21 protein-coding genes, 1 tRNA gene and 2 pseudogenes are annotated in these 24379 nt (G+C 50.0%); 10 read left to right on the top strand and 14 right to left on the bottom strand.

Going from position 1 to position 24379, the window contains the following annotated elements; all coding sequences use genetic code 11:
- Positions 1 to 67 precede the first annotated feature (67 nt).
- Genes L21SP2_RS03320 through L21SP2_RS03310 form a run of 3 tightly spaced genes read left to right on the top strand, consistent with a single transcriptional unit; the run spans position 68 to position 4578 of the window.
- Positions 68 to 1039: an AAA family ATPase gene (locus tag L21SP2_RS03320; RefSeq protein ID WP_024267068.1), complete on the top strand. Its 972-nt coding sequence runs from the start codon at positions 68 to 70 to the stop codon at positions 1037 to 1039.
- A 12-nt stretch (positions 1040 to 1051) separates the two neighbouring features.
- Positions 1052 to 2299, top strand: a complete 1248-nt coding sequence (locus L21SP2_RS03315; RefSeq protein WP_024267067.1) for a DUF58 domain-containing protein — start codon at positions 1052 to 1054, stop codon at positions 2297 to 2299.
- Entirely contained in the window at positions 2290 to 4578 is a 2289-nt protein-coding gene (locus L21SP2_RS03310; RefSeq protein ID WP_024267066.1) for a transglutaminase-like domain-containing protein, read from the top strand. The genes L21SP2_RS03315 and L21SP2_RS03310 overlap by 10 nt, the downstream gene beginning before the upstream one ends.
- Positions 4579 to 4855: 277 nt before the next feature.
- Here the strand turns inward: L21SP2_RS03310 and L21SP2_RS03305 are convergent, their stop codons facing one another.
- The 8 genes from L21SP2_RS03305 to L21SP2_RS03270 form a co-directional block, all read right to left on the bottom strand.
- Entirely contained in the window at positions 4856 to 6031 is a 1176-nt protein-coding gene (locus L21SP2_RS03305) for a hypothetical protein (protein ID WP_144082910.1), read from the bottom strand.
- Between the two features lie 252 nt (positions 6032 to 6283).
- Positions 6284 to 7261, bottom strand: a complete 978-nt coding sequence (locus tag L21SP2_RS03295) for an ABC transporter ATP-binding protein (protein ID WP_024267062.1) — start codon at positions 7259 to 7261, stop codon at positions 6284 to 6286.
- Positions 7254 to 8273 (bottom strand): ABC transporter ATP-binding protein, encoded by a 1020-nt coding sequence (locus tag L21SP2_RS03290; protein ID WP_024267061.1) that lies wholly within the window; start codon positions 8271 to 8273, stop codon positions 7254 to 7256. Before L21SP2_RS03290 ends, L21SP2_RS03295 begins: the two co-directional genes overlap by 8 nt.
- A gap of 6 nt (positions 8274 to 8279) precedes the next feature.
- Positions 8280 to 8444, bottom strand: coding sequence for a hypothetical protein (locus L21SP2_RS18655; RefSeq protein WP_211233432.1), 165 nt, complete (start codon positions 8442 to 8444; stop codon positions 8280 to 8282).
- On the bottom strand, positions 8408 to 9466 hold the full coding sequence (locus tag L21SP2_RS03285) for an ABC transporter permease (protein WP_211233431.1): 1059 nt from the start codon (positions 9464 to 9466) through the stop codon (positions 8408 to 8410). Before L21SP2_RS03285 ends, L21SP2_RS18655 begins: the two co-directional genes overlap by 37 nt.
- Position 9467: 1 nt before the next feature.
- Complete coding sequence (locus tag L21SP2_RS03280) at positions 9468 to 10397, bottom strand: ABC transporter permease (RefSeq protein ID WP_024267060.1); 930 nt, start codon at positions 10395 to 10397, stop codon at positions 9468 to 9470.
- Between the two features lie 131 nt (positions 10398 to 10528).
- Positions 10529 to 12157, bottom strand: a complete 1629-nt coding sequence (locus L21SP2_RS03275) for a peptide ABC transporter substrate-binding protein (RefSeq protein WP_024267059.1) — start codon at positions 12155 to 12157, stop codon at positions 10529 to 10531.
- A 143-nt stretch (positions 12158 to 12300) separates the two neighbouring features.
- Positions 12301 to 12924: a M23 family metallopeptidase gene (locus tag L21SP2_RS03270; protein ID WP_024267058.1), complete on the bottom strand. Its 624-nt coding sequence runs from the start codon at positions 12922 to 12924 to the stop codon at positions 12301 to 12303.
- Positions 12925 to 12991: 67 nt separating this feature from the next.
- Here L21SP2_RS03270 and L21SP2_RS03265 point away from each other — a divergent pair, with 67 nt between their 5' ends.
- Together L21SP2_RS03265 and L21SP2_RS03260 are read left to right on the top strand one after the other, a co-directional pair.
- Positions 12992 to 13195: a SlyX family protein gene (locus L21SP2_RS03265; RefSeq protein ID WP_024267057.1), complete on the top strand. Its 204-nt coding sequence runs from the start codon at positions 12992 to 12994 to the stop codon at positions 13193 to 13195.
- Between the two features lie 395 nt (positions 13196 to 13590).
- Positions 13591 to 13664, top strand: a tRNA-Ile gene (locus L21SP2_RS03260).
- Positions 13665 to 14650: 986 nt separating this feature from the next.
- On the opposite strand, the pseudogene L21SP2_RS19190 reads toward L21SP2_RS03260, so the two are convergent.
- Together L21SP2_RS19190 and L21SP2_RS19185 are read right to left on the bottom strand one after the other, a co-directional pair.
- A pseudogene (locus L21SP2_RS19190) lies at positions 14651 to 14929 on the bottom strand (DUF4143 domain-containing protein); the annotation flags it as partial.
- A gap of 185 nt (positions 14930 to 15114) precedes the next feature.
- Complete coding sequence (locus L21SP2_RS19185) at positions 15115 to 15246, bottom strand: AAA family ATPase (protein ID WP_425277208.1); 132 nt, start codon at positions 15244 to 15246, stop codon at positions 15115 to 15117.
- Between the two features lie 234 nt (positions 15247 to 15480).
- On the opposite strand from L21SP2_RS19185, the gene L21SP2_RS03245 reads away from it, so the two are divergent.
- Together L21SP2_RS03245 and L21SP2_RS03240 are read left to right on the top strand one after the other, a co-directional pair.
- On the top strand, positions 15481 to 16356 hold the full coding sequence (locus L21SP2_RS03245) for a hypothetical protein (RefSeq protein WP_144082909.1): 876 nt from the start codon (positions 15481 to 15483) through the stop codon (positions 16354 to 16356).
- 274 nt (positions 16357 to 16630) lie between these two features.
- Entirely contained in the window at positions 16631 to 17350 is a 720-nt protein-coding gene (locus L21SP2_RS03240; RefSeq protein WP_024267053.1) for a TPR end-of-group domain-containing protein, read from the top strand.
- A gap of 120 nt (positions 17351 to 17470) precedes the next feature.
- Here L21SP2_RS03240 and L21SP2_RS03235 read toward each other — a convergent pair whose 3' ends face one another.
- Positions 17471 to 18667 carry a GAF domain-containing sensor histidine kinase gene (locus tag L21SP2_RS03235; RefSeq protein ID WP_024267051.1) on the bottom strand — a complete coding sequence of 399 codons (1197 nt, stop codon included), beginning with the start codon at positions 18665 to 18667 and terminating at the stop codon, positions 17471 to 17473.
- A gap of 24 nt (positions 18668 to 18691) precedes the next feature.
- Between L21SP2_RS03235 and L21SP2_RS18510 the strand changes: the two genes are divergently transcribed.
- On the top strand, positions 18692 to 19567 hold the full coding sequence (locus L21SP2_RS18510; RefSeq protein ID WP_024267050.1) for a hypothetical protein: 876 nt from the start codon (positions 18692 to 18694) through the stop codon (positions 19565 to 19567).
- The gene (locus L21SP2_RS03225) at positions 19557 to 20150 is read left to right on the top strand and encodes a site-2 protease family protein (RefSeq protein WP_024267049.1); all 594 of its coding nucleotides are present in this window, start codon (positions 19557 to 19559) and stop codon (positions 20148 to 20150) included. Before L21SP2_RS18510 ends, L21SP2_RS03225 begins: the two co-directional genes overlap by 11 nt.
- 83 nt (positions 20151 to 20233) lie before the next feature.
- Here L21SP2_RS03225 and L21SP2_RS03220 read toward each other — a convergent pair whose 3' ends face one another.
- The 3 genes and pseudogenes from L21SP2_RS03220 to L21SP2_RS03205 all read right to left on the bottom strand — a co-directional run.
- Positions 20234 to 21349 carry a HigA family addiction module antitoxin gene (locus L21SP2_RS03220; protein ID WP_024267048.1) on the bottom strand — a complete coding sequence of 372 codons (1116 nt, stop codon included), beginning with the start codon at positions 21347 to 21349 and terminating at the stop codon, positions 20234 to 20236.
- A gap of 475 nt (positions 21350 to 21824) precedes the next feature.
- Positions 21825 to 23162 carry an MATE family Na+-driven efflux transporter gene (locus tag L21SP2_RS03210; protein ID WP_024267046.1) on the bottom strand — a complete coding sequence of 446 codons (1338 nt, stop codon included), beginning with the start codon at positions 23160 to 23162 and terminating at the stop codon, positions 21825 to 21827.
- Positions 23163 to 23292: 130 nt separating this feature from the next.
- Positions 23293 to 23820, bottom strand: a pseudogene (locus L21SP2_RS03205) (transposase); the annotation flags it as partial.
- 60 nt (positions 23821 to 23880) lie between these two features.
- Here L21SP2_RS03205 and L21SP2_RS03200 point away from each other — a divergent pair.
- Entirely contained in the window at positions 23881 to 24300 is a 420-nt protein-coding gene (locus L21SP2_RS03200; protein WP_024267044.1) for a type II toxin-antitoxin system VapC family toxin, read from the top strand.
- Positions 24301 to 24379 lie beyond the last annotated feature (79 nt).

Below are 24379 nucleotides of genomic sequence, written 5' to 3'. Positions count from 1 at the left end.
ACTGTGTCTTAATGAATCAGCAGAGACCTGCGCAGCCGGAGTATTACCGCAGAGAGTGAGGTGATGTGTGAGCGAGTCCAGTCCGGGCATGGTGAAAGCCCTGTACGAAGAATTGGAAAATTCAATTATGAAGGTGTTTGTGGGAACCGGAGATAGCATCCGGCCGGTAATTCTGGGGTTTCTCTCTGGAATGCATGTTCTTCTGGAAGATATTCCCGGTGTGGGAAAAACCACTCTTGCGCTGGCCCTGGCACGCTCCTCGGGTCTTGACTTCGGGCGGATTCAGTTCACTCCCGATCTTCTCCCGGGAGATATAATCGGGATGACGGTGTGGGATCCTGACAGCAGGGATTTCCGGTTCAAGGCCGGAGCAGTGAATCATCAGTTTATTCTGGCGGACGAGATAAACCGGGCCAGCGAACGAACCCAGTCGGCCCTGCTTGAGGCGATGGCCGAAGGACAGCTCAGCGTGGAGGGGGAAAAGCATCCCCTGCCCCAACCCTTTTTTGTCATTGCAACCCAGAATCCCATCACCTTCGCCGGCACCTTTATGCTCCCGGAATCCCAGACCGACCGCTTCGGCGTCTCAACAGCCCTGGGCTACCCCGGGGAGGATCATGAAAAAACCATTCTCAGACGCTTCAGAGAATCCAATCCCCTGGAAACCCTCACAGCGGTGTGCACCCCCCGGGAAATACTCCAGGCCCGGGAGGAGATCTCCCGGGTGGAACTGGCGGAAAATGTGGAAGAATACATCATCGGTATTTGTTCCCGGACCAGAAAGGGTGGGCGCTACCGCCTGGGAGTAAGCCCCAGAGGAAGCATTCATCTCATGCGGGCCGCACAGGCGGAGGCCGCTGCACATGGCCGGGACTTTGTAATTCCCGAGGATGTTTCCCGGGCTGCAGGATACGTTCTCCCCCACCGGGTCCGGCTGTCCAGCGACCCCCGCAACTCCCAGATCGATGAACATCACATGATATCCCAAACCCTGCGGGAACAGAAGGTCCCCCATGTTCCCGTGGGCCGGCACAGTTAGGCTGGAGGTGCAGTGAAAATCCGGATCCTGTCCACCCTGGTGTATCTCATCTTTCTCTACCTCATCAATCTCGCCAGGGGAGCCGTGGGAGGATTTTTCATCTACGCCTATGCTCTGCTGCTTGCTCTTCCGGTTGTGAGCATTATCCATGTGGTTCTCAGCGCCATAACTCTGCGCTACAACCAGGAGTTTTCATCCCACCACGGATACCGGGGAGAGTATCTGCCCTACCGGCTGAAAATCAGCAATGAACTGCCCCTCTTCAGTCCCAGAATCCGGGTTCGTTTCAAGGTGATAACTCCCCATATGCGGCATCTCGCCCCGGATGAGTTGTCTGCAAACATGAGACCCCGGGAAGATGTGGGGCTTGAGAATTTCACCATAACCCTGGGGCCGGGACAGCGGCATGAGTACCTGCGCAGGGTGTACTGCCCCCTCATCGGGAAGTACAACATCGGACTGGAATCCCTGAGAATCACCGACATGCTGGACTGGTTCTCCATTGAGCCCCAGGTTCTCTCCTTCACCCTCTACGTGTACCCCAGGGTGTACGGCGTACCAGAATTGGAGGGCGAATCCAGAGCCCTGGGCGGCAGCAGGGGCAGAAGCCGGGGCATCCATCAGGATCACAGCTTTTTCACCGGCCTCAGGGAATACCGGCCCGGGGAGTCCCTCTCCATGCTCCACTGGAAGCGCTTCAGCAGCCAGGGCATTGCAATGCTCAGGGAATACACCCCCGTATCCCAGCGGCGCTGCGTCATGTATCTTGATACCCGCAGAAGCGAAGAAGACAGCTGGAGAATAATCCGCCGGGAGGACTACTCCCTGGAACTTCTGGTAAGCTGCAGCGCCGCTCTCCTGGATCAGGGAATACCCGTGGATATCCGCATACCCGATCTTCAGCGCATATCCATGAATGCAAAAGAGGATCTGGCCCTGCTTCAGCAGCAATGTCTGGAGGCCGTATTTTCACCGGATAAGGATATGCTGAAGCTCTACAACCGCGATACCGCCGAGGGAAGATCCCGCGGTATGAGCGTACTCTTTATTACCCACGAAGCCGGGGGTGAACTGCTCAATATGTTTCGGGGAAGTTCGGCCATCCAGAACGGACTTGAAGCGATCATCAACGAAACCGGTGCAGATGCCGAGCTGCGCAACTATCACCGCAGGAGAATACGGCAGCTTGCCGCGGCAGCCGGCAGGATTCACTTCACCGATGCCCACATGGAAACGGGAGAGGAGATCCGATGGCTCTGATACCCGCCCTGATCACTGCAGTGCGTAACTCAACTGTTATCCGCCGGAGAATCCGGAAAACCGCCCTTCTGCTCCTTGCACTGACAACCACCCTGCTGCCGCCCCTTCTGTTTGCCGTGCTTTTCAATGCGGAAGGGAATCTGCTCTATGTGTGGGCCCACGGATTTCTCTCGGTGCTCCTGGCGGCCCCCCCGGGGTTTTTCTTTGCATCCGCATCTTCATCCCCATCCGCCGGGAACGGCTACGGCAGATATGTTGCCGGGGGACTGTTTTTTCTCCTCCAGGCGGCTCTGGTTATCCTGGTCATCACCATCGTCAGCATCACCAGCTCATCCAGCTATGCAGCCTGGTTCAGCTTTGTGAGCCGGGAGGGAGCAAGTTCGACCATCAGTTATTATTTTGTTCTCAAGCTGCTGTTATTCTCATCCTTCACCGGGTCCGCAATAATCCGAAGCAATATTCTTATTCCTTTGCTGCTTCTGTCATTTATGCTCCTCATGCTTTTCTCGGTTATGTACGCCGTTCCATGGCTTGCAGCGGCTGCGGTGGCAAGCCTGGTTCTCGCCATATTTCTCATGGATATACGCAGCCGGGGAAATTACGACCGCCGGGGGCTGTTATCCATTCTTCAGTACGTGGTTCTCTGCCTGCTGGTTGCCTCCCTGGTGTGGGCTGTCAGTTCCCGGAACCCCGACCCGCCCAGTCCGTCGGTTCTGCCCGACCGGCTGACAGGCACCGTGTTCCGGCTGTGGACAGATTTTCCATTGGCGGTGGATATCCCCGGCTTCGGCGGTAACTATGGAACAGGCGGAATTGACGGAAGCGCCGCCCTCAGCTCATCCCCGGTATTTCTTCTCAAACATCCCGGCAGGCGGGGAGATGTCCTGCATCTGCGGAGTCAGGTTTTTGATCTGTATCAGGACTCATCATGGCGCATAAGCGGCAGGTTCATCCAATCCTCTGACAACGGCATGCTGGGCCGTTCAGATATTGCCGGCCATCCTTCGCCGGGAGATATTGAAATTACCACCCTGGCCGAGTACTACTCCAGCATCCCCCATCTGCTGGAAACTGCACGCATTATCGACGGGGGGGAAGCGGCGGAGCTCAGCTACGCATCAACGGCTGCGGGGTTTCTGTTCGCCCGGCCCTTCACCCGGGGAAGACGGTTTCTGTTGATCAATGAAGGCTCACCGTCACAGGGAAATGCCGGTCGTCCGGATGCTGCCCTCGATGCTTCCCGCACTGATCCGCCCGGAGATCCCCGCGCTGACCCCCCCGGAGAACCACCGGACGCCCGGGATCTTTCCTATTATCTGCAGCTGAGCAACTATATCAGCCAGGAGGTGCGGGATCTGGGGGCGGAGCTCAAGGGTGACTCCCCTGCAGAAAGCATTCGCTCGGTGCGGGATTACCTGAAAGAGAATTTTGACTACACTCTTTCATATCCCCGGGTTGCCGGTCGAACCGATGTGGTCAGCCATTTTCTCGGCACAGCAGATGCAGGATACTGCACCCAGTTTGCCAGCTCCATGACCATTCTCCTGCGCATCATGGGTATTCCCAGCCGCTACGTTACCGGATTTTACACCAGGCTGAGCCGGGACGGTGAGGAAACCATTGTGCGGGGATTAAACGCCCATGCCTGGAGTGAGGCCTGGATAGACGGCCGGGGCTGGGTGGTGGTGGAAGCCACTCCCCCCATGATGAGCGAAGCTTCGCAAAATGATCCGTCCCGGTACAACCCCTATGCAGACCGGCTCACCGGCCGTCAGCTGGAAGGGGTTTTCGGCCGCCCCGAAGATCCCCCTGAACCCCGGGTGCTGCCGGGATCCGGCATGGAGGAGAAACAGGGCATCAGTATTCAGAAGCTGCTGCTGAGTGCAGGCGCCGTCCTGGCAGTCATGCTGGGATCAATCCTGGGAATACTTGCATTGGCCGCTTTCGGGTTTCTGCTATTACCGGTGAAATGGAAAATTACCCTGAAGCTGCAGATGATCCTCCGCCTTACATCTCTCAGGATTGCCGATGCCCGTGCCTTTTCCGAAGATGGCCAGGCTCATTCTCAGGATGGCTCACACGTGAAGGGCTGGCTGTACACGCTGCGGCTTCTGGAAAACAATTCCCGGATCGATGCAGGGGAACATCAGATGCTCCGGCCCCTTCTCCTGCGCTTCTGCTATTCCGCACGACAACCGGCACGTTCTGAACTGCAGGCACTGAATGCCGCTTCCGGAAGGATCATCCCCAGGCTGATTTTTGATACCCGGATTCGATAAACGCCGCAGACACAAAAAAACGGTCTGCGAGTAAGTGCAGACCGTTCACTAAATTTCACATATGCTGCGTTCGTTATTTTGCTTTGGTAATAATCTTAATTTCGTAATCGGATTTCCAGTTTCCTTCTCTAATGGATTTATGAAATTCCCTGGATTCCTTCAGAGATTCTTTCATTGCAGAACGGGCGTCCGAACGAGAAATATTTGGTGTTTTCGGAATATATACATTACACATGATGATCTCCCCTTACAATATACTGCGCTTCGCTCTTTATATTCAACTTTCGCTGCTACTATTATCGACACTATTTTTCGCACATTCATATGCAATAATAAACTTTACCAGAATATCGTTATATGGTTCCAACAATGCAGAGAACTGTGTTGATCGCATTCGATCCTTCAAAATCCGTACCTTGTTTCGGTAAATATTAACAACACCGATGGTTACATTACAAGCCCTGCCGTCGCGGATAATTCTGTTTTGCAGCGGTATTGAAATAATACTTGTGGCTTTTGTGTCTTCTGCATAGTATTTCTCAATCTTGTTCAGAACTGCTCCATCATAATTCAAATCATCTTTACACACTTTTACGATATCTCTGGTATCCAGTATCCATTGAACTTCATTCTGAATAAATGCAGTGGGCGCTCCGGGTAAGTTTTGAACTCGCTTCCCGTCATCCCCGTCAAGAGTTATGGGAAAGCAGAGAGGCCGTATTTCCGGATCCGGTTCGGGGTCCGCAGTTTCAGTTGTGGTGGTAAAAATATTATCCTCCAGGATCAAAATGCCGTCTACTGACGATTCCAGTGAAACAATGTTTTTTTCCACAAAGAAGTTAGTCATTTGAAACAGCTTGTTTCTGATTTTTTCCGGAATTTCGCCTACATTGTAAAAGAGCATCAGATTTGCCCGGTATACGGCGTCTTCAGGAATGATTGAATCAGGTTGATCCCATAGCTTCGCCAGATTTATGTAGGTATCCAGAATGATTCTGATGTATTCTTCAATATTGGTTACGTCTTCCACCGATAAGGGATCATCTCTATCCTTAATACTCAGGAGAGTATTAACTATAAACAGATTGGTTTCACTTTTTTGATATTCATCTCTGAACTTTAACGCAAACTCGGCAGGAGGAATCGTCCGCAATGAATCGATCAAACTGTTTCTTTGTATTTCACTTTCCTTATCCCGAAAGTACTGGCGAAATGCTGTGAAAACGAAGAAGAAAGAGATTGAGAGCCAAAATAACAAAGCAGGCAATGAGAACACCCCATATTCTGATGTTTCAACCGGAGCCGCCCTCAGGAGGGACAATGGAATGGAGTTGCGGATTTCCGATGAATATAAAGACGCCAACAATCCCGTAAATACCGCTGCTACTGCGATAACACTTCCAATAATCGGACTGAGCAGCAATGGAATAAGTCGTGACCTCAGCTTTTTCATAGCCTGCTTCTTCTGATAGTTTTAATATGTCTATTTAGTATATGTTGAGGGTGATTGAAAGGTCAATTGCTCGGTGTATTTGATTAATACAAATTGAAACACCGGCCATTGGTAAGAATCAAAGCTTGCCACCGCAGACGCAAAAAAACGCCGGGCTTTGATGATTATCAAATGAACCCGGCGTTTTGTGTGCATGCTGCGAACAGGCAGTGCCGCGCATATGGCAGCCTGCTGATGCAGCAGATGCTGGTGTTACACGTTATGGCAGGACACCCAGTGTCCCGGAGCAAGTTCTCTGAGCTCCGGATCTTCTCTGGTGCAGCGTTCGGTCCGCAGGGGACATCTGCTGGCGAAGCGGCATCCAACCGGAGGATCGATGGGGCTGGGAACATCCCCTTTGAGAATCACCCGCTGATTTGACCGGGTAATGTCCGGATCGGGGATGGGGATGGCCGAAAGCAGGGCCTTGGTGTAGGGATGGATGGGATTCTTATACAGCTCATCGCTCTCACACACCTCTACCAGTTTTCCAAGATACATAACCCCGATACGGTCCGATATATGTTTAACCATGGAAAGGTCATGGGCAATAAACAGATAGGTAAGCCCCAGTTCGTCCTGGAGATCCTCAAGCATATTCACAACCTGAGCCTGAATGGATACATCCAGAGCGGATATGGGCTCGTCGCAGATAACCAGCTCAGGTTCAACCGCCAGCGCCCGGGCAATACCGATACGCTGACGCTGTCCGCCGGAGAACTCATGGGGATAGCGGTTCGCATGTTCTTTCTTTAGTCCAACCTGGGCCAGAAGACTGTAGATGCGTTCCTGCTTTTCCTTTCCCTCCAGCAGATTATGTGTTGATATCCCCTCACCGATAATATCGTTTACGGTCATCCGGCTGTTCAGACTCGCATAGGGGTCCTGAAAAATCATCTGAATGCGCTTGCGATAGGGCTTCAGCTCTTTTTCGGGTTTTTTCGCCAGATCCTCGCCGTCGAACATAATCTGTCCGCCGGTTGCCTCATAGAGGCGGAGAATGGTTCGGCCGGTTGTGGACTTGCCGCAGCCCGACTCCCCCACCAGACCGAAGGTTTCCCCTTTTTTAATTTCAAAGGAGACACCGTCCACGGCCTTCAGATAGGATTTTTGCGGACTGAGGAATCCGCTCTTCATTTCAAAATATTTCTTTAAATCCTTCACTTCCAGAAGGTTTTCATTATTACTCACTTACGGCCTCCGCAGTCTCGTAGTTTGCCACCTGGGGAGCGTCCTTATGCAGCAGCCAGCAGGCTGAAGAATGGGTTTCGCTGAGCTTGAAGGTGGGCGGCTGCTCTTCCAGACACAGTTTCATTGTGTGGGGGCAGCGGCTGGCAAAGGGACAGCCCTTGGGAGGGTGAAGCAGATCCGGGGGTGACCCGGTAATGGGCACCAGACGCTCTTTCTGTTCGGTGTTCATCTTGGGAATGGAGTGGTGAAGCCCCACGGTGTAGGGATTCTGGGGATTGTAAAAAATATCCCGCTCGGTTCCGGTTTCCATGATGGTACCGCCGTACATCACCGCAATATGATCACACACTTCAGCAATTACCCCCAGGTCATGGGTGATAATGATAATTGATGTGTTGATACGATCCTTCAGATCCTTCATCAGCTCCAGAATCTGGGCCTGTATGGTTACATCCAGTGCGGTGGTGGGTTCATCGGCAATGAGCAGCTTGGGATTACAGCTCAGGGCGGTGGCGATCATTACCCTCTGGCGCATCCCCCCGGAAAACTCATGGGGATAGCTTTTAATCCGCTTTTCCGGCTGGGGGATCCCCACCAGGGTAAGCATTTCGATGGCCCGTTCCCGGGCTTCCCTCTTATTCAGCATCTGATGCCGGCGGATCACCTCAACCATCTGATTCTCGATTGTGTACACCGGATTCAAAGATGTCATGGGGTCCTGAAAGATCATGGAGATCTCATTTCCCCGGAGCTGGGACATCTGCTTGTTGCTCAGCTTGGTAAGATCCTTACCCCGGAACATCACCTTGCTGCCCTTCTTGATTTCACCGGGTTCCTGAATCAGTCCCATAATGGAGAGGGAGGTAACCGACTTACCGCTGCCGGATTCCCCTACGATGCCAAGGACCTCCCCTTCCTCCAGTTTGAAGTTGGCACCCCGAACTGCCTGAATTTCTCCGAGATGACTATGGAATGATGTTCTCAAATTTGAGACTTCTAATAGTGTTTTCATATTTTTCTATCCTTTCCGCAGACGGGGGTCCAGTGCGTCCCTCAGACCGTCACCCAGCAGGTTGAACGACAGCATGGTAATGGCGATGGCCAGTGCCGGGTAAAACAGCTGGTAGGGATACGAGAGCAGCCCGCTCAAGGCGTCATTGGCCAGGGTACCCCAGGATGCCATGGGGCGGAAACCCCAAGTCCGATAAAACTGATAAATGCCTCGGTAAACACCGCGCGGGGAATCATCATGGTCATGGATACGATGATGGGTCCGATGGCGTTTGGAATCAGATGCTGACTGATAATATTGAACCGGGGAACACCCAGTGCACGGGCCGCCAGAACAAACTCCTGTTCCTTCAGGCTGAGCACCTGCCCCCGGACAAGCCTGGCCATCTGCACCCAGTACACCGATCCAAGAGCGATTACCATGGTCCACAGACCCCGGTTTCCAACAATTACCATAATGAGAATTACGATCAGCAGCAGAGGGATGGAGTTAATAATATCAACAATACGCATCATGATATTATCCGTCCTGCCACCCTCAAATGCCGCCAAGGAACCGTAGAACACACCGATCAGCAGGTTCACCAGGGTGGCGACAAACGCCACGGTGAGGGAGATCCGGGCTCCGTACATGACCCGTACCAGAAGACTCCGGCCCACAATGTCTGTACCGAAGGGATACTTCTTATTGCTCACGGACTTCCATGGTTCGGTAAACTCTTCACCTTCATAGATGAACGCAAAATCGTAGGGACTGTCCATTTTGCCGGGCAGCAGGTTGTAAGAGAAGTCCAGCAACACCTCACGCTGTCCGTCGGAATATGTATAGATTTTGTTGATGGGGTCGGTGTCGATGCGCTGAAGTTTTTCCTCTACAACACCCCTGTCTGACACCTTGATCACCTTATAGTCTTCGGTGAGATATACGTTAAACCCTTCCTCAAGCTGATACAGAGGCATTCTGGGAGGAAGATTGGCAAAATCGATACTCTGATCGGAGTAGGAAACCGGAGAGAACCAGGGACCTGCTACGCCGAACAGGAGAATAAAAATTACCCCCACCAGTCCTGCGATGGCCGGCTTATGCTTTTTCAGACGTCTCCAGGCATCCTGCCAATATGTGAGGCTTTCACGTATCGGCTCGCTGTCTCTGTATGCAGATTTATCAACTGCTTCAAACATTGCCTTATCCATTCTAGCCCTTCTCCTTTTCAAATCGAATACGCGGGTCCACAAGGGCGTAGGCCACATCAACCAGCAGAACCATGATCACATAGAATGCAGCATACAGAACGGTCACGGCCATGAGTGTCGTATAGTCACGGTTGGTAACGCTTTCCACAAAGTAACGTCCGATTCCGGGAATGGCGAAAATACGTTCTATTACGAAAGATCCTGTCATGATTGCAGCAATAGTCGGACCCATGTAGGTGATTACCGGAATAACCGCATTCTTCACCGCATGCTTCCCGATCACCTTGAATTCATTCAGACCGTTGGCCCGGGCCGTCTGAATATAGTCGGCCCGAAGCACTTCAAGCATGCTGGACCTGGTCAGACGGGCAACAAATGAAAGGGAGTATCCCGCCAATGCAATCACCGGACCGATGTATGCCCGGGCGGAGCCCAGTCCAAAGGGCGGAACCCAGCCCAGCTGACCTGCGAAAAAGTATATATACAGCGTTGCCACCACAAAACTGGGAATGGTAACCCCCAGCGTCGCCATGAACATCACGAAATAGTCCGTGGGTTTATTCTGCTTCAGGGCGGAAATTATACCTACGGGTACTCCAATAGCGAGTATGACCACTACTGCAAGAAAACCAATTTGTGCTGTCCAGGGAAAGCCTGACACGATAAGTTCATTAACGCTGGTACCGATTTTCTGATATGAGGGACCAAAATCGAAGGTCACAACACCTTTTAAATAGTCAAAGTACTGCTCATACAGAGGAGCATCAAGATTGTACTTTTCTTCAATCACCCGCAGGATTTCCGCGGGAATCGCCCGTTCCCTTGTAAAAGGTCCACCGGGGATCGCACGCATCATAAAAAATGTGATGGTGGTAATAATAAATATGGTAAGGAGTGAATATCCAAACCGGCGAAGGAAATACCTTCTCATGTTACGTCTCCTAATTCCGGGAGAACGGTTATTTTAAAATGCAGATATTCAATTTATTGAACACCGTCTCCTAGGGAAAAAAATACCGCCACCCGTGGACCGGGCGGCGGGGTATTACACAAAGCTGATGCTTAGCGTTCAACAGTTGCATAGCGGAAGTCGGTACCGCTGAGCATTGAGCGCTCCCATCCCTTAACTGCGGGGCTGGAAAGCATGTAGTCGGTGTAGTGGTACACAGGAATGATGGGCAGTTCATTCATGAGAATGTCCTGAGCCTCATACAGTGCTTCGTAATGAGCTTCGTCTGTGGTTGCGGTAAGAGCACGAGCCATTGCAGCATTGTATTCATCATTGTTGAAGTTGGGATCATTGTAGGCATTGCCTTCAGTGAAAATCGCAAGAAGACCGCTGGGATCCAGGAAGTCTGTAATCCAGCCGCCGCGTGCAACTTCATAATCGCCCTGTTTCCGGGTTTCCTGGAATACCGCCCACTCCTGGTTTTCAAGAGTGATATCGATTCCAAGATTGGTTTTCCACATTTCCTGTACCATTTCAGCTACGAGTTTGTGCCCTTCGCTGGTGTTGTACATAAGAGTGAACTCGGGAAAACCTTCACCGTCCTCATAACCGGCTTCAGCCAGCAGTTCCTGAGCTTCTTCGAACTGAGAATCATCGGTGGGAATACCGTAGTCACCGGCAGTTTCAAAGAAGTCACGGCCCATGTGGTCGGGGAATCCGGGAGGAACAAAACCGGGTGCAGGTACGTTACCCCGGGCAAGAACGTCTACAATCTGCTCACGGTCGATAGAGAGAGTCAGAGCGCGGCGAATCCGTGCATCGTCCCACATATCAAGATCCATGTTGAAATTGTAGTAGTAGGTTCCAAGCAGAGGGAAAACGTAGAATTCGGGGTTTTCAGCAATCAGCTTGGGAACTTCTGCGGGGGGAACATCATTGAGGAAGTCAAACTCGCCTGCATTGTATGCAGTGTAGGCAGTTGATGCTTCATCGATGAACTTCACGTTGATCCTGTCGATCTCAACATTTTCCGCATCCCAGAAATTGGGGTTCTGTTCCAGAACCAGTCCGTCACCGATGGTGTACTCGGTAACAACAAAAGGACCGTTGGAAACATAGATGTCGGGATCTTTCGCCCATGCACCGTCAGGTCCTGCTTCTACTGCAGACTGTTTTACGGGCATGAAATGGTAGAACGAGCTCAGAGAGATGAAATAGGGAGTGGGAGCAGAAAGCTGCACTTCCAGAGTGTAATCATCTACCGCACGGATACCTACTTCATCAAGAGATACTTCCCCAACTGTGGCTGCAGGAGCATTCACAACATTGGTGTATTCCCAGATCCAGCTGTACTCGGAAGCAGTTTCCGGAGCCATTGCTCTTTTCCATGCGTATACAAAGTCTTGAGCTGTAAGGTCAGAGCCGTCGGACCATTTTGACTCACGAAGATTGAACGTTACGGTTTTTCCGTCTTCGGAAAATTCCCAGCTTTCAGCAATACCGGGATACACTTCACCGTTCCGTTCACGAACCAGACCCTCGAAAGTGTTGGCAATAATGTCACCACCATCGGTTGCACCATTCAGACCGGGGTCGATGGTTTTGGGATCGGCACTCAGGTTCCAATTCAGAACCATTTCTTCTTCTTCAGCTGCTGCAGTGCTATCTCCGCCGCAGGCTGTAAAAAGAAGCGCTGGTACAGTCAATGCAACAAACAGCACTAACCAAAGCGACCTTTTCATAAAAATCCTCCTTGTTTGAGCGAATCTCAAACTAATCAATACATCATCTTAGGGTAAGATTTGGATTTAGACAAGATTTCAGAAAAAAAAATACAGTCAATCGGTATAAATTTACAGAATGGAAAACCCTAATACCTTTACGGTCAGAAACCTATAAGATACCTGCGGACATTATGGTAGAATAAAAATACACCAGGCGGGAAACTCCTCTCTCCGATTTTTATTTCCAGATGCAGATGGGGCCCCGTGGCCCGGCCGGTCTGCCCCACCCTTCCCAGGGGGCTGAAGCCCGGTGCAATCAATGCTCCCTCCCGTGTCTCCACCGCAGACAAATGGGCGTACACCGTACGAAATCCGAACAAATGGGACAGCTCAACAAAATTACCGTATCCGTCGGAATACCCCACATCGGCAACTCTGCCGATGGCCGCCGGCCTCACCGGCGTACCCACCGGAGCGGCAATATCAATACCTTTGTGAAATTCCAGATCGGTGAAAAGCCGGGTCTCCGGCCTGCGACGGATAAAAAATCCGCTTGTGCGGACCCCTTCAAGGGGAATGTAAAACGGCGGCAGGGCAAAAAGCAGAAACACAAAAAGGAGAAACAGCTTAATCGCCCACCGCAGAATCCGCCGGGGTTTCCTCCCCCGGTCGTTAAGGGCAGACCTCCGGTCATCCTCCGGCAAATCAGCCGCCCGTATCAGATCATCAAGCTCCCGGGAACTCTTATTCAGCTTTTCTTCAATACTCTTCGTATGCTCGGACATGTGAATACCGCAAATATATCAGCCTGAACACCTGTATACAATTGAAAAAATCTCCTAAGATGAACACATGGAAGAACGACTGGAAGCCCTTGAAACCAAAATATCCTATATGGAAAACAGCATCGCAGAACTCAACGACGTCCTGGTGGACCAGCAGCGCAGCCTGGACGCCCACACAAAGAAAATCGACAGCCTCATTCACCTCTTCCGCGAGCTCAAAGAGACCGGCGGCGAAGACAGCCCCCACGACAGCAAACCTCCCCACTATTGACACTTGACAGCCTCAGGCTGTTGCGATAGATTCCAATTCACTATTTTCCCGACCTGTTCAGTTGGAACTATCGGGGAAACCGGGGTGGGGGGCTGGTCGCTGACAAGTCAGCTGCTCGCCCATGCGTCCGGGGGCTGGTCGATCACTTCGTGATCTGCTACTCGCCATGTTCCTCGTCCTTGCGGACTGCGGTACACGGCTGTTTCGCCCCAAGGGTCGTACCGCAAGCGCGAAGCGCTGAGGAACGATCCCGCTACCATGCATCCTGGGGCTGGTCGATCACTTCGTGATCTGCTCGCCCATGCATCCTGGGGCTGGTCGATCACTTCGTGATCTGCTCGCCCATGCATCCTGGGGCTGGTCGGTGTTTCACACCTGCTCGCCCATGCATCCTGGGGCCCATAGCTCAGTTGGTTAGAGCAGTGGACTCATAATCCATTTGTCGCAGGTTCAAGTCCTGCTGGGCCCAAATAAAAAATGCCATTCACCGCTAGGTGGGTGGCATTTTTTATTTGTGGACCGGACCCGGCAGGACTTGAAGCGCAGGGAGCGGCGCGAGCCTGCGAGCGCAAATCGCCATGGAAGGCGATTTAGCGACCGTAGACGGCCTGAAGCCGAGAGCCCCGGAAGGGCTCGAGGTGGAAGGCCAAGTCCTGCTGGGCCCATCATACAGAAAAAGCCATCCTGAATAGGGTGGCTTTTTCTGTATATATTGCTATAGAAGGACTTGAAGCGAGGAGCCGCCGAGCGAATAGCGACGACAAGCGCCCCGGACGGGCGCGGCAGGCGACGAGACGCCCTGGAGGAACGAGGCAGGAAGCCGAGTGACGGAAGGGCAAGTCCTGCTCCCTGGTCGATTGCCTGCAGCGACCTGCTACTCGCCATGTTCCTCGTCCTTACGGACTGCGATACACGGCTGTTTCGGGCGGCAGCCGGGGGCCCATAAAAAAGCCGATTATTCACCGAAAGGTGGGTAATCGGCTTTTTTTGTGGCTGGATCCAGCAGGATTTGAACCGGAGCCTTCGGCGCGACCGAACAGGGAGCGCAAATCGACAGGACGTCGATTTAGAAGGCGTAGGCGGCCCGGCGGAACGAGGCACGATGCCGAGTGACAGAGGGCCAAGTCCTTCCGAGACTTTCTACAAGCATTGGTGCACTGATTATACTTTACATCCGGCATCTCAAGTCAGGCGACGGTTATTCAGCTAAATTTCTAAAATCAGACTGTACTAACAGTTTCAGGGATGTAGAAACGATTACAACAGGATACCACTCTCAAGATCTGTGAATATTAACAACGAAATCAACACAGACTAAATTCTTCATAGCATACCTGTCGGGCCTCTGATTCAAGCTCACTTCGACGGGTTTTTTTGTATCCTAATACTCACACTGAACTGCCCCGGCTTCGCCTGGTGCAATTCCGTGTGCGATGATCCAGCTTTCATTCGGCTTCAGGAAGTTGACCGAGTTCCAGAATCCCTTTTCCGGTTTCGGGGATGAAGAGGATTAATTTCAACAGCGATCTTTTTCCCGGCTCTCTCCAGAACCAGATCAATTTCATTGCCGATGGAATCACGAAAAAAAGATGAGGTCCAGCGGGGCGGAAGATTGCGGATATTCTCAATGCAGTATGACTCGAATGAATTTCCTACAACCGGGTGCCCCAAAAGATCATTGATCGTTTCGATACCAAGGAGGGAATGCAAAAGCCCAGTATCGCATATATATACCTTGGGGGAATTGAAAAACCAAGCTGAGGTAAATCACGTTCCAGAAAGGTACGAATATACTTCATCCGCCATTCGAATGATTCTTCTTCATCCTCTTTTAGTATAGAACCTGGATATCCTCCTTTGAGCCAATGCAGATCCTGAGATCTAATCTCACGAATTTCATCTCGATTGAATGGAGTGACTTAGAGGTGTGCTATACGTCCGGCAAGACTTTCTCTACTCTGATTTATCAGATCCCGGGATGCAGACCCCAGAATCAGGAACTGTCCATTCTTACCTGTCTTATCGATATATGATCTGAGCGTAGAGAAAATCTGAGGTTAGCATCGAATTTCATCGAGACAGATCATCCTCCCGGGATTTGGACTCAGAAACAGTTCGGGATCTGATTCAATTTTCCCACGGTCTGACTTCAGCTCCATATCCAGATAGATCGCATTTTTTCTGACTCCAGGATTCTTCCGGGGAGCCTGACAGTTTTCAGCATTAAAGCAGAGACGGCGTATCATTCGTTGACTAATCAGACTTTTTTTGCATATTATTTGAATATGAAAAATTTATTTCGTCTATTGTTTGTTTTAATTGGATTAGCTTTATTGGGTTCCTGCGCTTCTATGAACAATCTTGGCCAATATGTGCCGGAGAATATGGATAGTTCAGAAATGGTGCAGTTAACGATTTCCGGAAGCGTAGGTGTGAGTTCAATTAATGGTGAATCGGTAGATTGGCCTGTAAGTTCTCTGATGAGGATTGGACGCATGGTAGAACTCCCGGCAGGCTACTATCGCTTTTCTGTCTCTTATGATGACGGCCACGTATATACCTTCGGAACAAGCCCGGTATATGCAAAGCTGGAACCGGGCAGATCGTATAGGTTATACGGCAGAAAAGGTCTATCTTCCAATCGAATTAACTACCGGGTCACCGATACGATATCGAACGATGATGCGGTGGTTCTGGAGGAGGAATACCGCGCAGCGCACAGTTCTTCTACAGAGCAGGGTGATATCCAGGTGATTGGTTCATATATCACCCATGTTTTAAATCATACAATGGATGAGGTGGGCAATACTGTAATACTTGAAAATGAGCAAATGATCCTGGTCTTTCAGCCGGACCTCTTATTCACCATGCTCGATAAATCTACCAACGAAATAACCGAAGGTCGGCGCGGCTTCAACATGAATTTGAACACAAAAGTGGGCAAAAGCTATCTTCTTTTCGTGGATCCAGATGAAATGAGCAAGGATGAGTTTCTCGAAAACAGCAATTATCCTACCGAAGCCGAATGGGCAATGATTCCCACCAGTGCATCTGCTGAACAAATCATCTATACAATCGAGCGACCTGTTGAGAGGAAAGGCGAAGCAATTCCCTTCAGTATTACGGTAGTTGAAGAATGGAATGGATTCGGGAACGAATAACAAGTGCACAGAAGCTTGTGAAAAATTATAGATTTTAATAGACAAATTGATGGCGACTCCACCGGCAGTGCTGCTGCAGGTAGTCGCCAACTCATGTGGTGCTGCTTTATGGTAAAATTCTTTTTTCACAAGCTTTGGTGCACTGCACATTCTTCTCTGAAACCGGAAATTGTGCATGCCCGGTCACATCAGCATTAAACAATCATATTCTACCAGGCTATACTGGAAGAACATGGAAAACCCACAGCACCCCGCACCCAAAACGGAGGCTTGTATGAGTCGCAAAGCCGCACTTGCAGCATTGGCCGATGAAATGATCACATCGGTGAACAGAGCAGGAAACGAACTCCCGGTTGCAGCTTTGGATGGTCCCGGCAGCTGGGAGGTCTGGAATTGTGCCGATGCAGTGAGCCACTGCTCTGCGTGGCTAGAACAGGATTTAGATCGCCTCAAGAGTCCGGGACAGGTAATACCGATTATCGAATCGGATGAACTTGAACAGACAAACAGGAAAATATACGAGAAATATCAGAAACTTCCCTGGGTAAAGGCCAAAGAGATGCTGGTTCAGATCACAGCCGACATCAGCAGAGAAGTGAAATCGATGACAGAAGCGGAACTTGATCAAACTGGCAGCTACAGCGACGGAAGAACACGTCCCCTGTGGTGGGGTATGGCTGGACATCTGGGGCTTCATGTGGCCTGGCATCTGGGAATCGTGCTTCGCCGGCATGACCTGGAGGAACTGTCGGTTTCGATTACAGAAGATGTGGTTGCCCGCTCAGCAGCTCTCAGTGATAATCCCATGTGGCTAGCGGCAAATCACTACGATCTGGCCGCAGCCTACGCCCAGACCGAACATCCCGAAGAGGCTATGCAGGAGCTTGAGGAAAGCTTCAGGCATAACCCCGGGCTTCGGGAGTTTGCATCAGAAGATGATGATCTTCAGAATCTGCGGTACAGGGATGATTTCCGGGAGCTCGCCGGCGGCTGAACTGACGGAAGGGAAGCTGCTGCGGTTCATACATGAATGGCAAAAAGCCCAGGAAGAAGGTATTGTTCTCCCGGGCAGGTTCTCCGGATATTCAGGATTCTGAAGTTCTGTGGAAATATATCAGTCTGATTTCCCAAGACGGAAGCAAATCCTGGTCCCTCCGCTGAACTCCTCGTCCACCCAGATTTTGCCGTTCTGTTTCGCGACAAACTGGGCAACCAGGTTCAACCCCAGACCATGTCCCGGTTTTCCGCCCCGCCCCTCGGTACTGAGCACCTGCTGTTTGAACAGATTATCCCTGATTTCTGATGAAATGGGGTCGCCGGTATTGCTGATGCATATTGTAACACCATCGTGCTGCTCTTTCGCATCAATTGAGATCAATCCGTCTTCGGAGCAATACTTGAGTGCATTGGAAACCAGATTCCTGATGATTGTCTTTGTCATGGTGGTGTCACAATAGACGGTGAGGGATTCATCAATACTGATATTGAGATTCACCCCCTGAAGGGCTCCGGCCCGGGAGAAAAAATCAATATTGTCATCAATAAGATCCTGCTTTATATGACAATTAACCGGTCGGCTTTTCATGCCGCCCATCTGCTCTGCAGCCCACTGCAGCAGCTGATCCAGCAGCTCATATGTATTTACCGATACATTCATCAGCTCGTCAGCCAGGAGTTTGCGCTCCTGCTCATCAACCTCAAAATATTTTCCGGAAAGCATATTCGCCACACCTAAAATTCCGCTGAAATTCGATTTGAGATCATGGGCGATGACGGCGAAAAGCCGATCCCGGTCCCCGGCGATACGTTTCATTCGCCGGTTCATGAGGCGAAGTTCCAGCTGGCTGATTACCTGCCGGGCAAGTATTTCCAGGGCACGGTGCTGATCTTCGCTGAGTTTCATACTATGATTATCAATCACACAGAGTGTACCGATGGGCAGACCTTCGGGGGTGATCAGCGGAGCACCGGCATAGAAGCGGATAGCGGGATCTCCGGCGACTAAAGGATTATCGTGAAACCGTTCATCGGCCAGGGCATCTTCCACTTCCATCACATCCACACCCTGAATAGCATGGGTGCAGAAGGCGATATCGCGATCGGTTTCGGGTACATCCAGCCCCACCCGGGATTTGAACCACTGGCGTTTATCGTCGATCAGACTGATGAGCGAGATTTTCGTCCCGCAGATAGCGCTGGCAAGTTCGGTTAACTCATCGAAGGCAGCCTCGTCTTCACTGTCAAGTATTTCGTAGCGGTACAGTTCTTCCAGCCTGGCAGCTTCTTCGGGATGCAGCTCGGCAATTTTCATGGATGGTCCTTTTTACATCTCGGTATGTATAAAAGTATCAATCAGGTTTTCCTGAATTTCAAGTTGACCCGACAGGGGATGGTTTCAGTTATCAGCTTCGCCCTCACCCGGCCTGGGCATGCGGTTGATGTATTTCCCGATGCAGCAAACCTGTTCCCCTACCCTGCAGTAAAAGTGATATACTCAGCCCCGATGATTAACTTGAGTTTCTTCACCGATTTAATGGTTCTGCCGTTGAGGGCGATATTGTTTGTGCCGTCAATTGTTCAGGGGCCAAGCCGGCAAAAGCTCCTGCGCAGCATCTGGAATGTGACCGGTACTATTGAGGATGCTGTGCGACTGCTGAATACCTACTATCCTCATGAGAAAAGTGAAGGCCGTGCAGTTCTTGAACAGCTTTCAACCGGCAGCCGGGACTGCGGGCATGTGGCCCTTCTTTGCGATCTGGATTTTCGAAGCTTTCACGATGATGCATTTATCAGCATGTGGATAGATCGGGCACGGAAGGAAGAATACCGGAACCAACCCATGCTCAGCTATCTGGAATTGCTGATATGCGATCCCCAAAGCGATGCCCGGCGGGCTTTGGAGCTCAGTGGCCTCATACTGGATCGGGGTGATTTTCCCCCTGTGGTCAGCTATACCGCACTCTATAACCGGCTGCTTGCATATATCAGCCTGGGAATGCTTGAAGAAGCCAAAAGCATTGCCGATCAGGTTTGCTCCATCAGAGAAGATAACAACAGTCTGTATTTGCAGATGATTCTGCGATATGCCCGGGGTGAGACTGATATGGATGATCTGGCAAAGCGGATGCAATTCCGGGACGACAGGCACAAGAATGTGGTTTTCGCCATGGCCCGCAAGGCCGGGAGCATGGAGGCAGCTGATGATATTTAATCTCCGGGAAGCCTGGGTAGTTCTGCCGGGCTTTATAGTCGGCCTGACTGTTCACGAATTCGCCCATGCCTTCAGCGCCAGCCTGCTGGGGGACCGTTATGCACAAAGCAAAGGGCGGCTTACACTGAACCCGTTGGCGCATCTTTCCCCTTTGGGAACCATTCTGATTCTTTTTCTCGGTTTCGGATACGCCCGGCCGGTACCTGTGAATATCTACAATTTTCGCAATCCCCGGCGGGATTTTCTCATAACCTCCCTGGCCGGCCCTTTTTCGAATATTGTGCTGATGTTCATGTTCATTGCTGCGTTCCGCCTGCTGCCCATAAACAACGAAACCACTGCCATGGTGGTGTTCCTTGCTGCCTATGCCAACGGGATTCTTGCGCTTATAAACCTGCTGCCCATCCCGCCCCTGGACGGTTCGCGGATCTGGCCGTTCCTGTTTCCCGGAGTGAAGCTGTCGGGAGGCAAACTGTCCTGGATCTGGATAATTCTGTTGTTACTTGCCATCCGTCTTGATGTGCTGAATGGGATGTTTGAGACGGTGTTGAATGTTGTCTCCCGGCTTGCGGGGCTTGGGTAGGTGGTCGGGGTTTGAAGGCAATTGAACTGGGGTGTTGACAGCTATTGCCCAAGGAATCAGTTAATCAATTGTTGCTGTAAACCTTAGCCGACGATAAAGTCCGACGGTATAAGATCCGTCACCGGCTTCTTATATGCATTAAGCTTTCGGTAATCCACCATCCCATGGTGCTGGAGAATACCCACGATGACAGCTTTTCCAATTTCAAGTTTATCTGAAATTGTCTGCAGTCTGGAAGCAGATAGATACCCGGCGTAGGGTTTTGCCGATGAAATAATCTGATCAGCCTTCAAGTATTTTTCTGCTACTGCATCGGCTTCCTGCTCTTCTGTGCTATTTTCATCCGCCTTCAAGTCATCCAAAAAGCTTTTATCTTTGAATCGGGGAAGATGCAGCAAGACATGGGCTATTTCATGAGCAAGAGTGAACCAGAAGTTATCAATACGATCGTAACGGGCGGTATACACAATCACCGGATTATCTCCCTCCCAGAAACAGGCTCCATCAAGATAGGTTTTTGATAAATGGGAGAGCACCAGAAACCTGACACCCGCGGTATTCAATTCCCGTAGAACTCGGGTAACCCCATCCTCCATGTAGGTATAGCTATAGAGCTGTCGGGAAATCTGTTCCAGTTTTTCCCGGGAATAGTCCGGAACGGAGAAGCCTTGGGATTTTATTCGGGCGATCTTTGACCAGGTATAGGTATACCTGGCTGTGTATTCTTCATTCTCACGATTTTGCCTTGCACAATATCGATCCTTCACATGATCATACATGGATTGGTCATCAGGAGTGGTTTGCCAGATTTCTGAGTACAGCCCTTCATAGCCATCCGCAGTGGCTTCTGAGATAAACCAACCTTTCTTTATTATCTCATTCACTGGCATATACTTTCTGATGCGAGCCTTTCGCTGAGCAGATGTTTCCCTGGTTGAATCTTCATCCTTGTTGATCCGATACCGGGTATCGAGATTCACCCAGAATTCCGCACTTGTTTCGAAGACTGCAGCCAAGAGTCTGGCTGTTTCTATGGTAATTCTTGTTTTATTATTGACGATCTGACTCAGCTGCTTAACGGATATATCCATCATTGCAGCCAAATCTTCCTGGGTCCAACCCATGGCTTCAAGATTCTTTTTTATGGTGTGCCCCGGACCAATATTAATAAACGGTCGTAATGTATTCTGTGTGCTCATAGTCATCCTCCCACATTACTGATAATGTGAGCTCAATTCATCAATTCCCACAATTCCAATGGTATGCTGATCATTTTTCCATTCGATATCAGCTTCAAGCCGATATTTCCTGGTTATCCGAAAAGAATACCGGCTTCGATAGCCCCGTAACTTCTCAAACTTTAGAGCAGGCAACTTCCAGAAATCATTAATATCCACTGCAGCATCGATAACCAGTACTAATTCGACAAATTCGAATACCACGTTATCTGGAAGCCTGTATTTTTTGTTAGAACCGGTTGTGTAGAGCTGTTCAAGATGTTTGTTAGTGAAGTGGTATTCCACATGAATAGTATGACATGCAGGTCATCAAATGTAAAGTTATACTTAACCTTTGTGGTAAATGTGTTTATGCATTTTTAATTGTGAGTGCTATTTTTAGAAAGTAAAAAAGCTCCACCGAACTCCCACTTAATATTCCCAAAGACCACAATAATCATGAGCCCGTATTTCTCACCTGGACAAAGCGGCGGTACATGAAATAGGTTATTACTGAATCCAGAAATATCCCCAGGCCGAACATTATGGCAATTGCAGTCAAGTCAGGAGTAAATACTCCCCTGCGGTATAATATGAATGCGCTACCATAAAAAACAATGTTCACAATCAATGATTGGTACAGCATGAGATCAGTACGGCCTGCCCCGTAAAACACACTGTCCATAACATTATTGTATGCGAATACCACATAGAACCCGAGAGAGATCAAGCTCAACCTGACAATAACATCCACAGCTGCTACATTCATAATTCGGCTAATAAACCAGTCCCAAAATGGAATACTGATAATCCAGATGAGGATAATAATTGTAGTCAGCGCAAACCATCCCCTCGCCTGGAGCCGAATAGATTCAGGTTCAGCTGCTGTCTCCCGACGAATGAGTTCTCCAAGAGCGAGAACCGGCAACAGAAGCCATCCCCAAATAAAGTTGTTGGTCACCCAGAAATTTCCCTGCTGCTGAACCGCATTCACGAGCCGCAGAACCATGAGTATAAATGCAGCATTCCGGACAAAATTCTCAAGCCCTGAGAGGCCCCCGACACGAAGCCATGACTTTAGCCATGTAAAATCAATGGTGAATCCTCTGTCAAATAGTCGTACAGACGCTTTTCGAAGTGCTACAACAGATATGCCAATAAGAATGATATTGACGAGGATGTTCGTGAATGCGATGCCATTGACTCCGATCTCCAGAGATATGGGCAGCTGACTGATAAACAAGCTGTCAAACAGTACAGAAGCGGCAAGCTGAACAAACAGTAGAATAAGGAGAATCCGCTCCCGTTTAATCACAATAAAGATAATAGTAAATAGCCGAACTATAGCTGACAGCATGATTGCAACAGTTTCCAGCCTGATGTAGGAAACAGTTGCATCTACAGTATGAGCCTCCTGAAGCATAAAGACAATCATCGGCCGGGCTGCAAATATCGTGATTGCTGAAAGTATAAGGTACAGAGCAATAGTGAGTACCAGCGCATTACTGACGGTGTTATTGAAGTGTTTGGAATCGCCAATGTGTTTTCCTATGAGATAAAACATGGGAAGCATAAGCGCTTCAAAAACCACCTCATAGGAAACATTCAACCACGTTAATTGAGAGGCAATGTTGTACCCCCAACTGTCGGGAATATTTCCAAGGAAGTTTATTCTCACAGTGATATATGCAGTCGGCAGGAGGCCGAATAATAACAAGGTTCCGAACAGACGATAGTCAATGCGAGCAAGGGATTCTGTAGTTTCAGTCCACCAGCTTTTTTTCAAAATGTGCATGCAATATCCTTTTCAAAATTGATATTACTTAGGGCCTCCTGAAAAAACCCTATGTTGCCATATTACCATACCCCAATACTACGGGGAAATGAGACTTCGGAATTTTTCGGCTGCGCCGTATAGCTATGATAAAGACGCAAAAAAGATCCATGCGAATCTTTTCCAGGTTCATCACCAGCATGATCATGGCCACCTGCGTTTCACTGGTCTCAGCAAGCTTTGTCATTAATCGACCCATTGAGTACCGCCGTTTTGCTCTGCCAAATGTCCCTTCTACGGCGATTCTATCCAACTCATCCTGACGGGTCTGTTTCTTTCGTTCTCGATTTTCTCCACGATCTTTCGGTGGACGACCAAGCGGCGGACCGGATAATCTGATTCCCCGTTCCTTGCACCAATTCCGGTTGCCCCTGGTGCGGTAAATCTGATCGGCGTGTATTGATTCCGGATACACACCATATCTGTGCCTGTACTTTTCAGCCTGCATGACTAAATCACCAGACTCGTTGTATGGATCCCATGAACAGCGATCGATAAACATGTACCCGTCAATATTGGCGGATGAAATCTTCATGCCGAACTCAACCGGGGTACCGGCTTTTCCCCTGACTATGGGGCGAATATGGGGTTGGGATATGCTCACGATCCGGCCTGACATTCGATGATCTTTGTTTTCATATTCCGTCCCTGAGGAGCTGGTTCGCGAGGATAGAGATCGATGACGGTTGTGATGGATGCAAATGCATTGATATATGCTTTGATGGGCCAGAAGTCCGACAAAGAGCTCATTGTAAAAAATCACATCATCGCCCCTGAGCTCATCTTCCCTGAGGCAGCGAATGTACTTCGAAAATATGAGAGCATGGGGGTGTTTGGGAGAAATGTGGAGCGCAAAGTAACTGAACTTCTACAGGTTGGATATACATTTGTGGATCAGGTACATCCCCATGACTCCGACCTCATGAGCCGGGCATTGGCACACTCCATTGCATCCGGGCACAGTACATATGAATGGGTGTATCTGGAGCTTGCGAAAAAATACTCGGGGTACTTGCTCACCTACGATAAAAAGCTGAGAAAGCTTGCCTCCCATGAAGGGGTTGTTTGTTTCCCTGCGAATACAGAGGTTGAGGGGTAGAAGCTTGGGAGTGTCTTATTAACTGTGTTTTTCTGACACCCTCTATTGGGCTGCTGCAGTTTCAGTATTATTCATCTAT

This window comes from Salinispira pacifica (genome assembly GCF_000507245.1).
Taxonomy (GTDB): Bacteria; Spirochaetota; Spirochaetia; order DSM-27196; family Salinispiraceae; genus Salinispira; species Salinispira pacifica.
Note: the sequence above shows the minus strand (reverse complement) of the source record. Positions and strands in the feature narration are given on the sequence as shown.

What these genes read in the sequence shown, in the direction of transcription:
- L21SP2_RS03240 (WP_024267053.1), top strand. Translation starts at nt 16,631, where the DNA reads ATGAGTCGCAAAGCCGCACTTGCAGCATTGGCCGATGAAATGATCACA.
- L21SP2_RS03305 (WP_144082910.1), bottom strand. Translation starts at nt 6,031, where the DNA reads ATGAAAAAGCTGAGGTCACGACTTATTCCATTGCTGCTCAGTCCGATT.
- L21SP2_RS18655 (WP_211233432.1), bottom strand. Translation starts at nt 8,444, where the DNA reads ATGGCATCCTGGGGTACCCTGGCCAATGACGCCTTGAGCGGGCTGCTC.
- L21SP2_RS03265 (WP_024267057.1), top strand. Translation starts at nt 12,992, where the DNA reads ATGGAAGAACGACTGGAAGCCCTTGAAACCAAAATATCCTATATGGAA.
- L21SP2_RS03235 (WP_024267051.1), bottom strand. Translation starts at nt 18,667, where the DNA reads ATGAAAATTGCCGAGCTGCATCCCGAAGAAGCTGCCAGGCTGGAAGAA.
- L21SP2_RS03275 (WP_024267059.1), bottom strand. Translation starts at nt 12,157, where the DNA reads ATGAAAAGGTCGCTTTGGTTAGTGCTGTTTGTTGCATTGACTGTACCA.
- L21SP2_RS03270 (WP_024267058.1), bottom strand. Translation starts at nt 12,924, where the DNA reads ATGTCCGAGCATACGAAGAGTATTGAAGAAAAGCTGAATAAGAGTTCC.
- L21SP2_RS03210 (WP_024267046.1), bottom strand. Translation starts at nt 23,162, where the DNA reads ATGCACATTTTGAAAAAAAGCTGGTGGACTGAAACTACAGAATCCCTT.
- L21SP2_RS03245 (WP_144082909.1), top strand. Translation starts at nt 15,481, where the DNA reads ATGAAAAATTTATTTCGTCTATTGTTTGTTTTAATTGGATTAGCTTTA.
- L21SP2_RS03290 (WP_024267061.1), bottom strand. Translation starts at nt 8,273, where the DNA reads ATGAAAACACTATTAGAAGTCTCAAATTTGAGAACATCATTCCATAGT.
- L21SP2_RS18510 (WP_024267050.1), top strand. Translation starts at nt 18,692, where the DNA reads ATGTATAAAAGTATCAATCAGGTTTTCCTGAATTTCAAGTTGACCCGA.
- L21SP2_RS03280 (WP_024267060.1), bottom strand. Translation starts at nt 10,397, where the DNA reads ATGAGAAGGTATTTCCTTCGCCGGTTTGGATATTCACTCCTTACCATA.
- L21SP2_RS03225 (WP_024267049.1), top strand. Translation starts at nt 19,557, where the DNA reads ATGATATTTAATCTCCGGGAAGCCTGGGTAGTTCTGCCGGGCTTTATA.
- L21SP2_RS03220 (WP_024267048.1), bottom strand. Translation starts at nt 21,349, where the DNA reads ATGAGCACACAGAATACATTACGACCGTTTATTAATATTGGTCCGGGG.
- L21SP2_RS03310 (WP_024267066.1), top strand. Translation starts at nt 2,290, where the DNA reads ATGGCTCTGATACCCGCCCTGATCACTGCAGTGCGTAACTCAACTGTT.
- L21SP2_RS03285 (WP_211233431.1), bottom strand. Translation starts at nt 9,466, where the DNA reads ATGGATAAGGCAATGTTTGAAGCAGTTGATAAATCTGCATACAGAGAC.
- L21SP2_RS03200 (WP_024267044.1), top strand. Translation starts at nt 23,881, where the DNA reads ATGACGGTTGTGATGGATGCAAATGCATTGATATATGCTTTGATGGGC.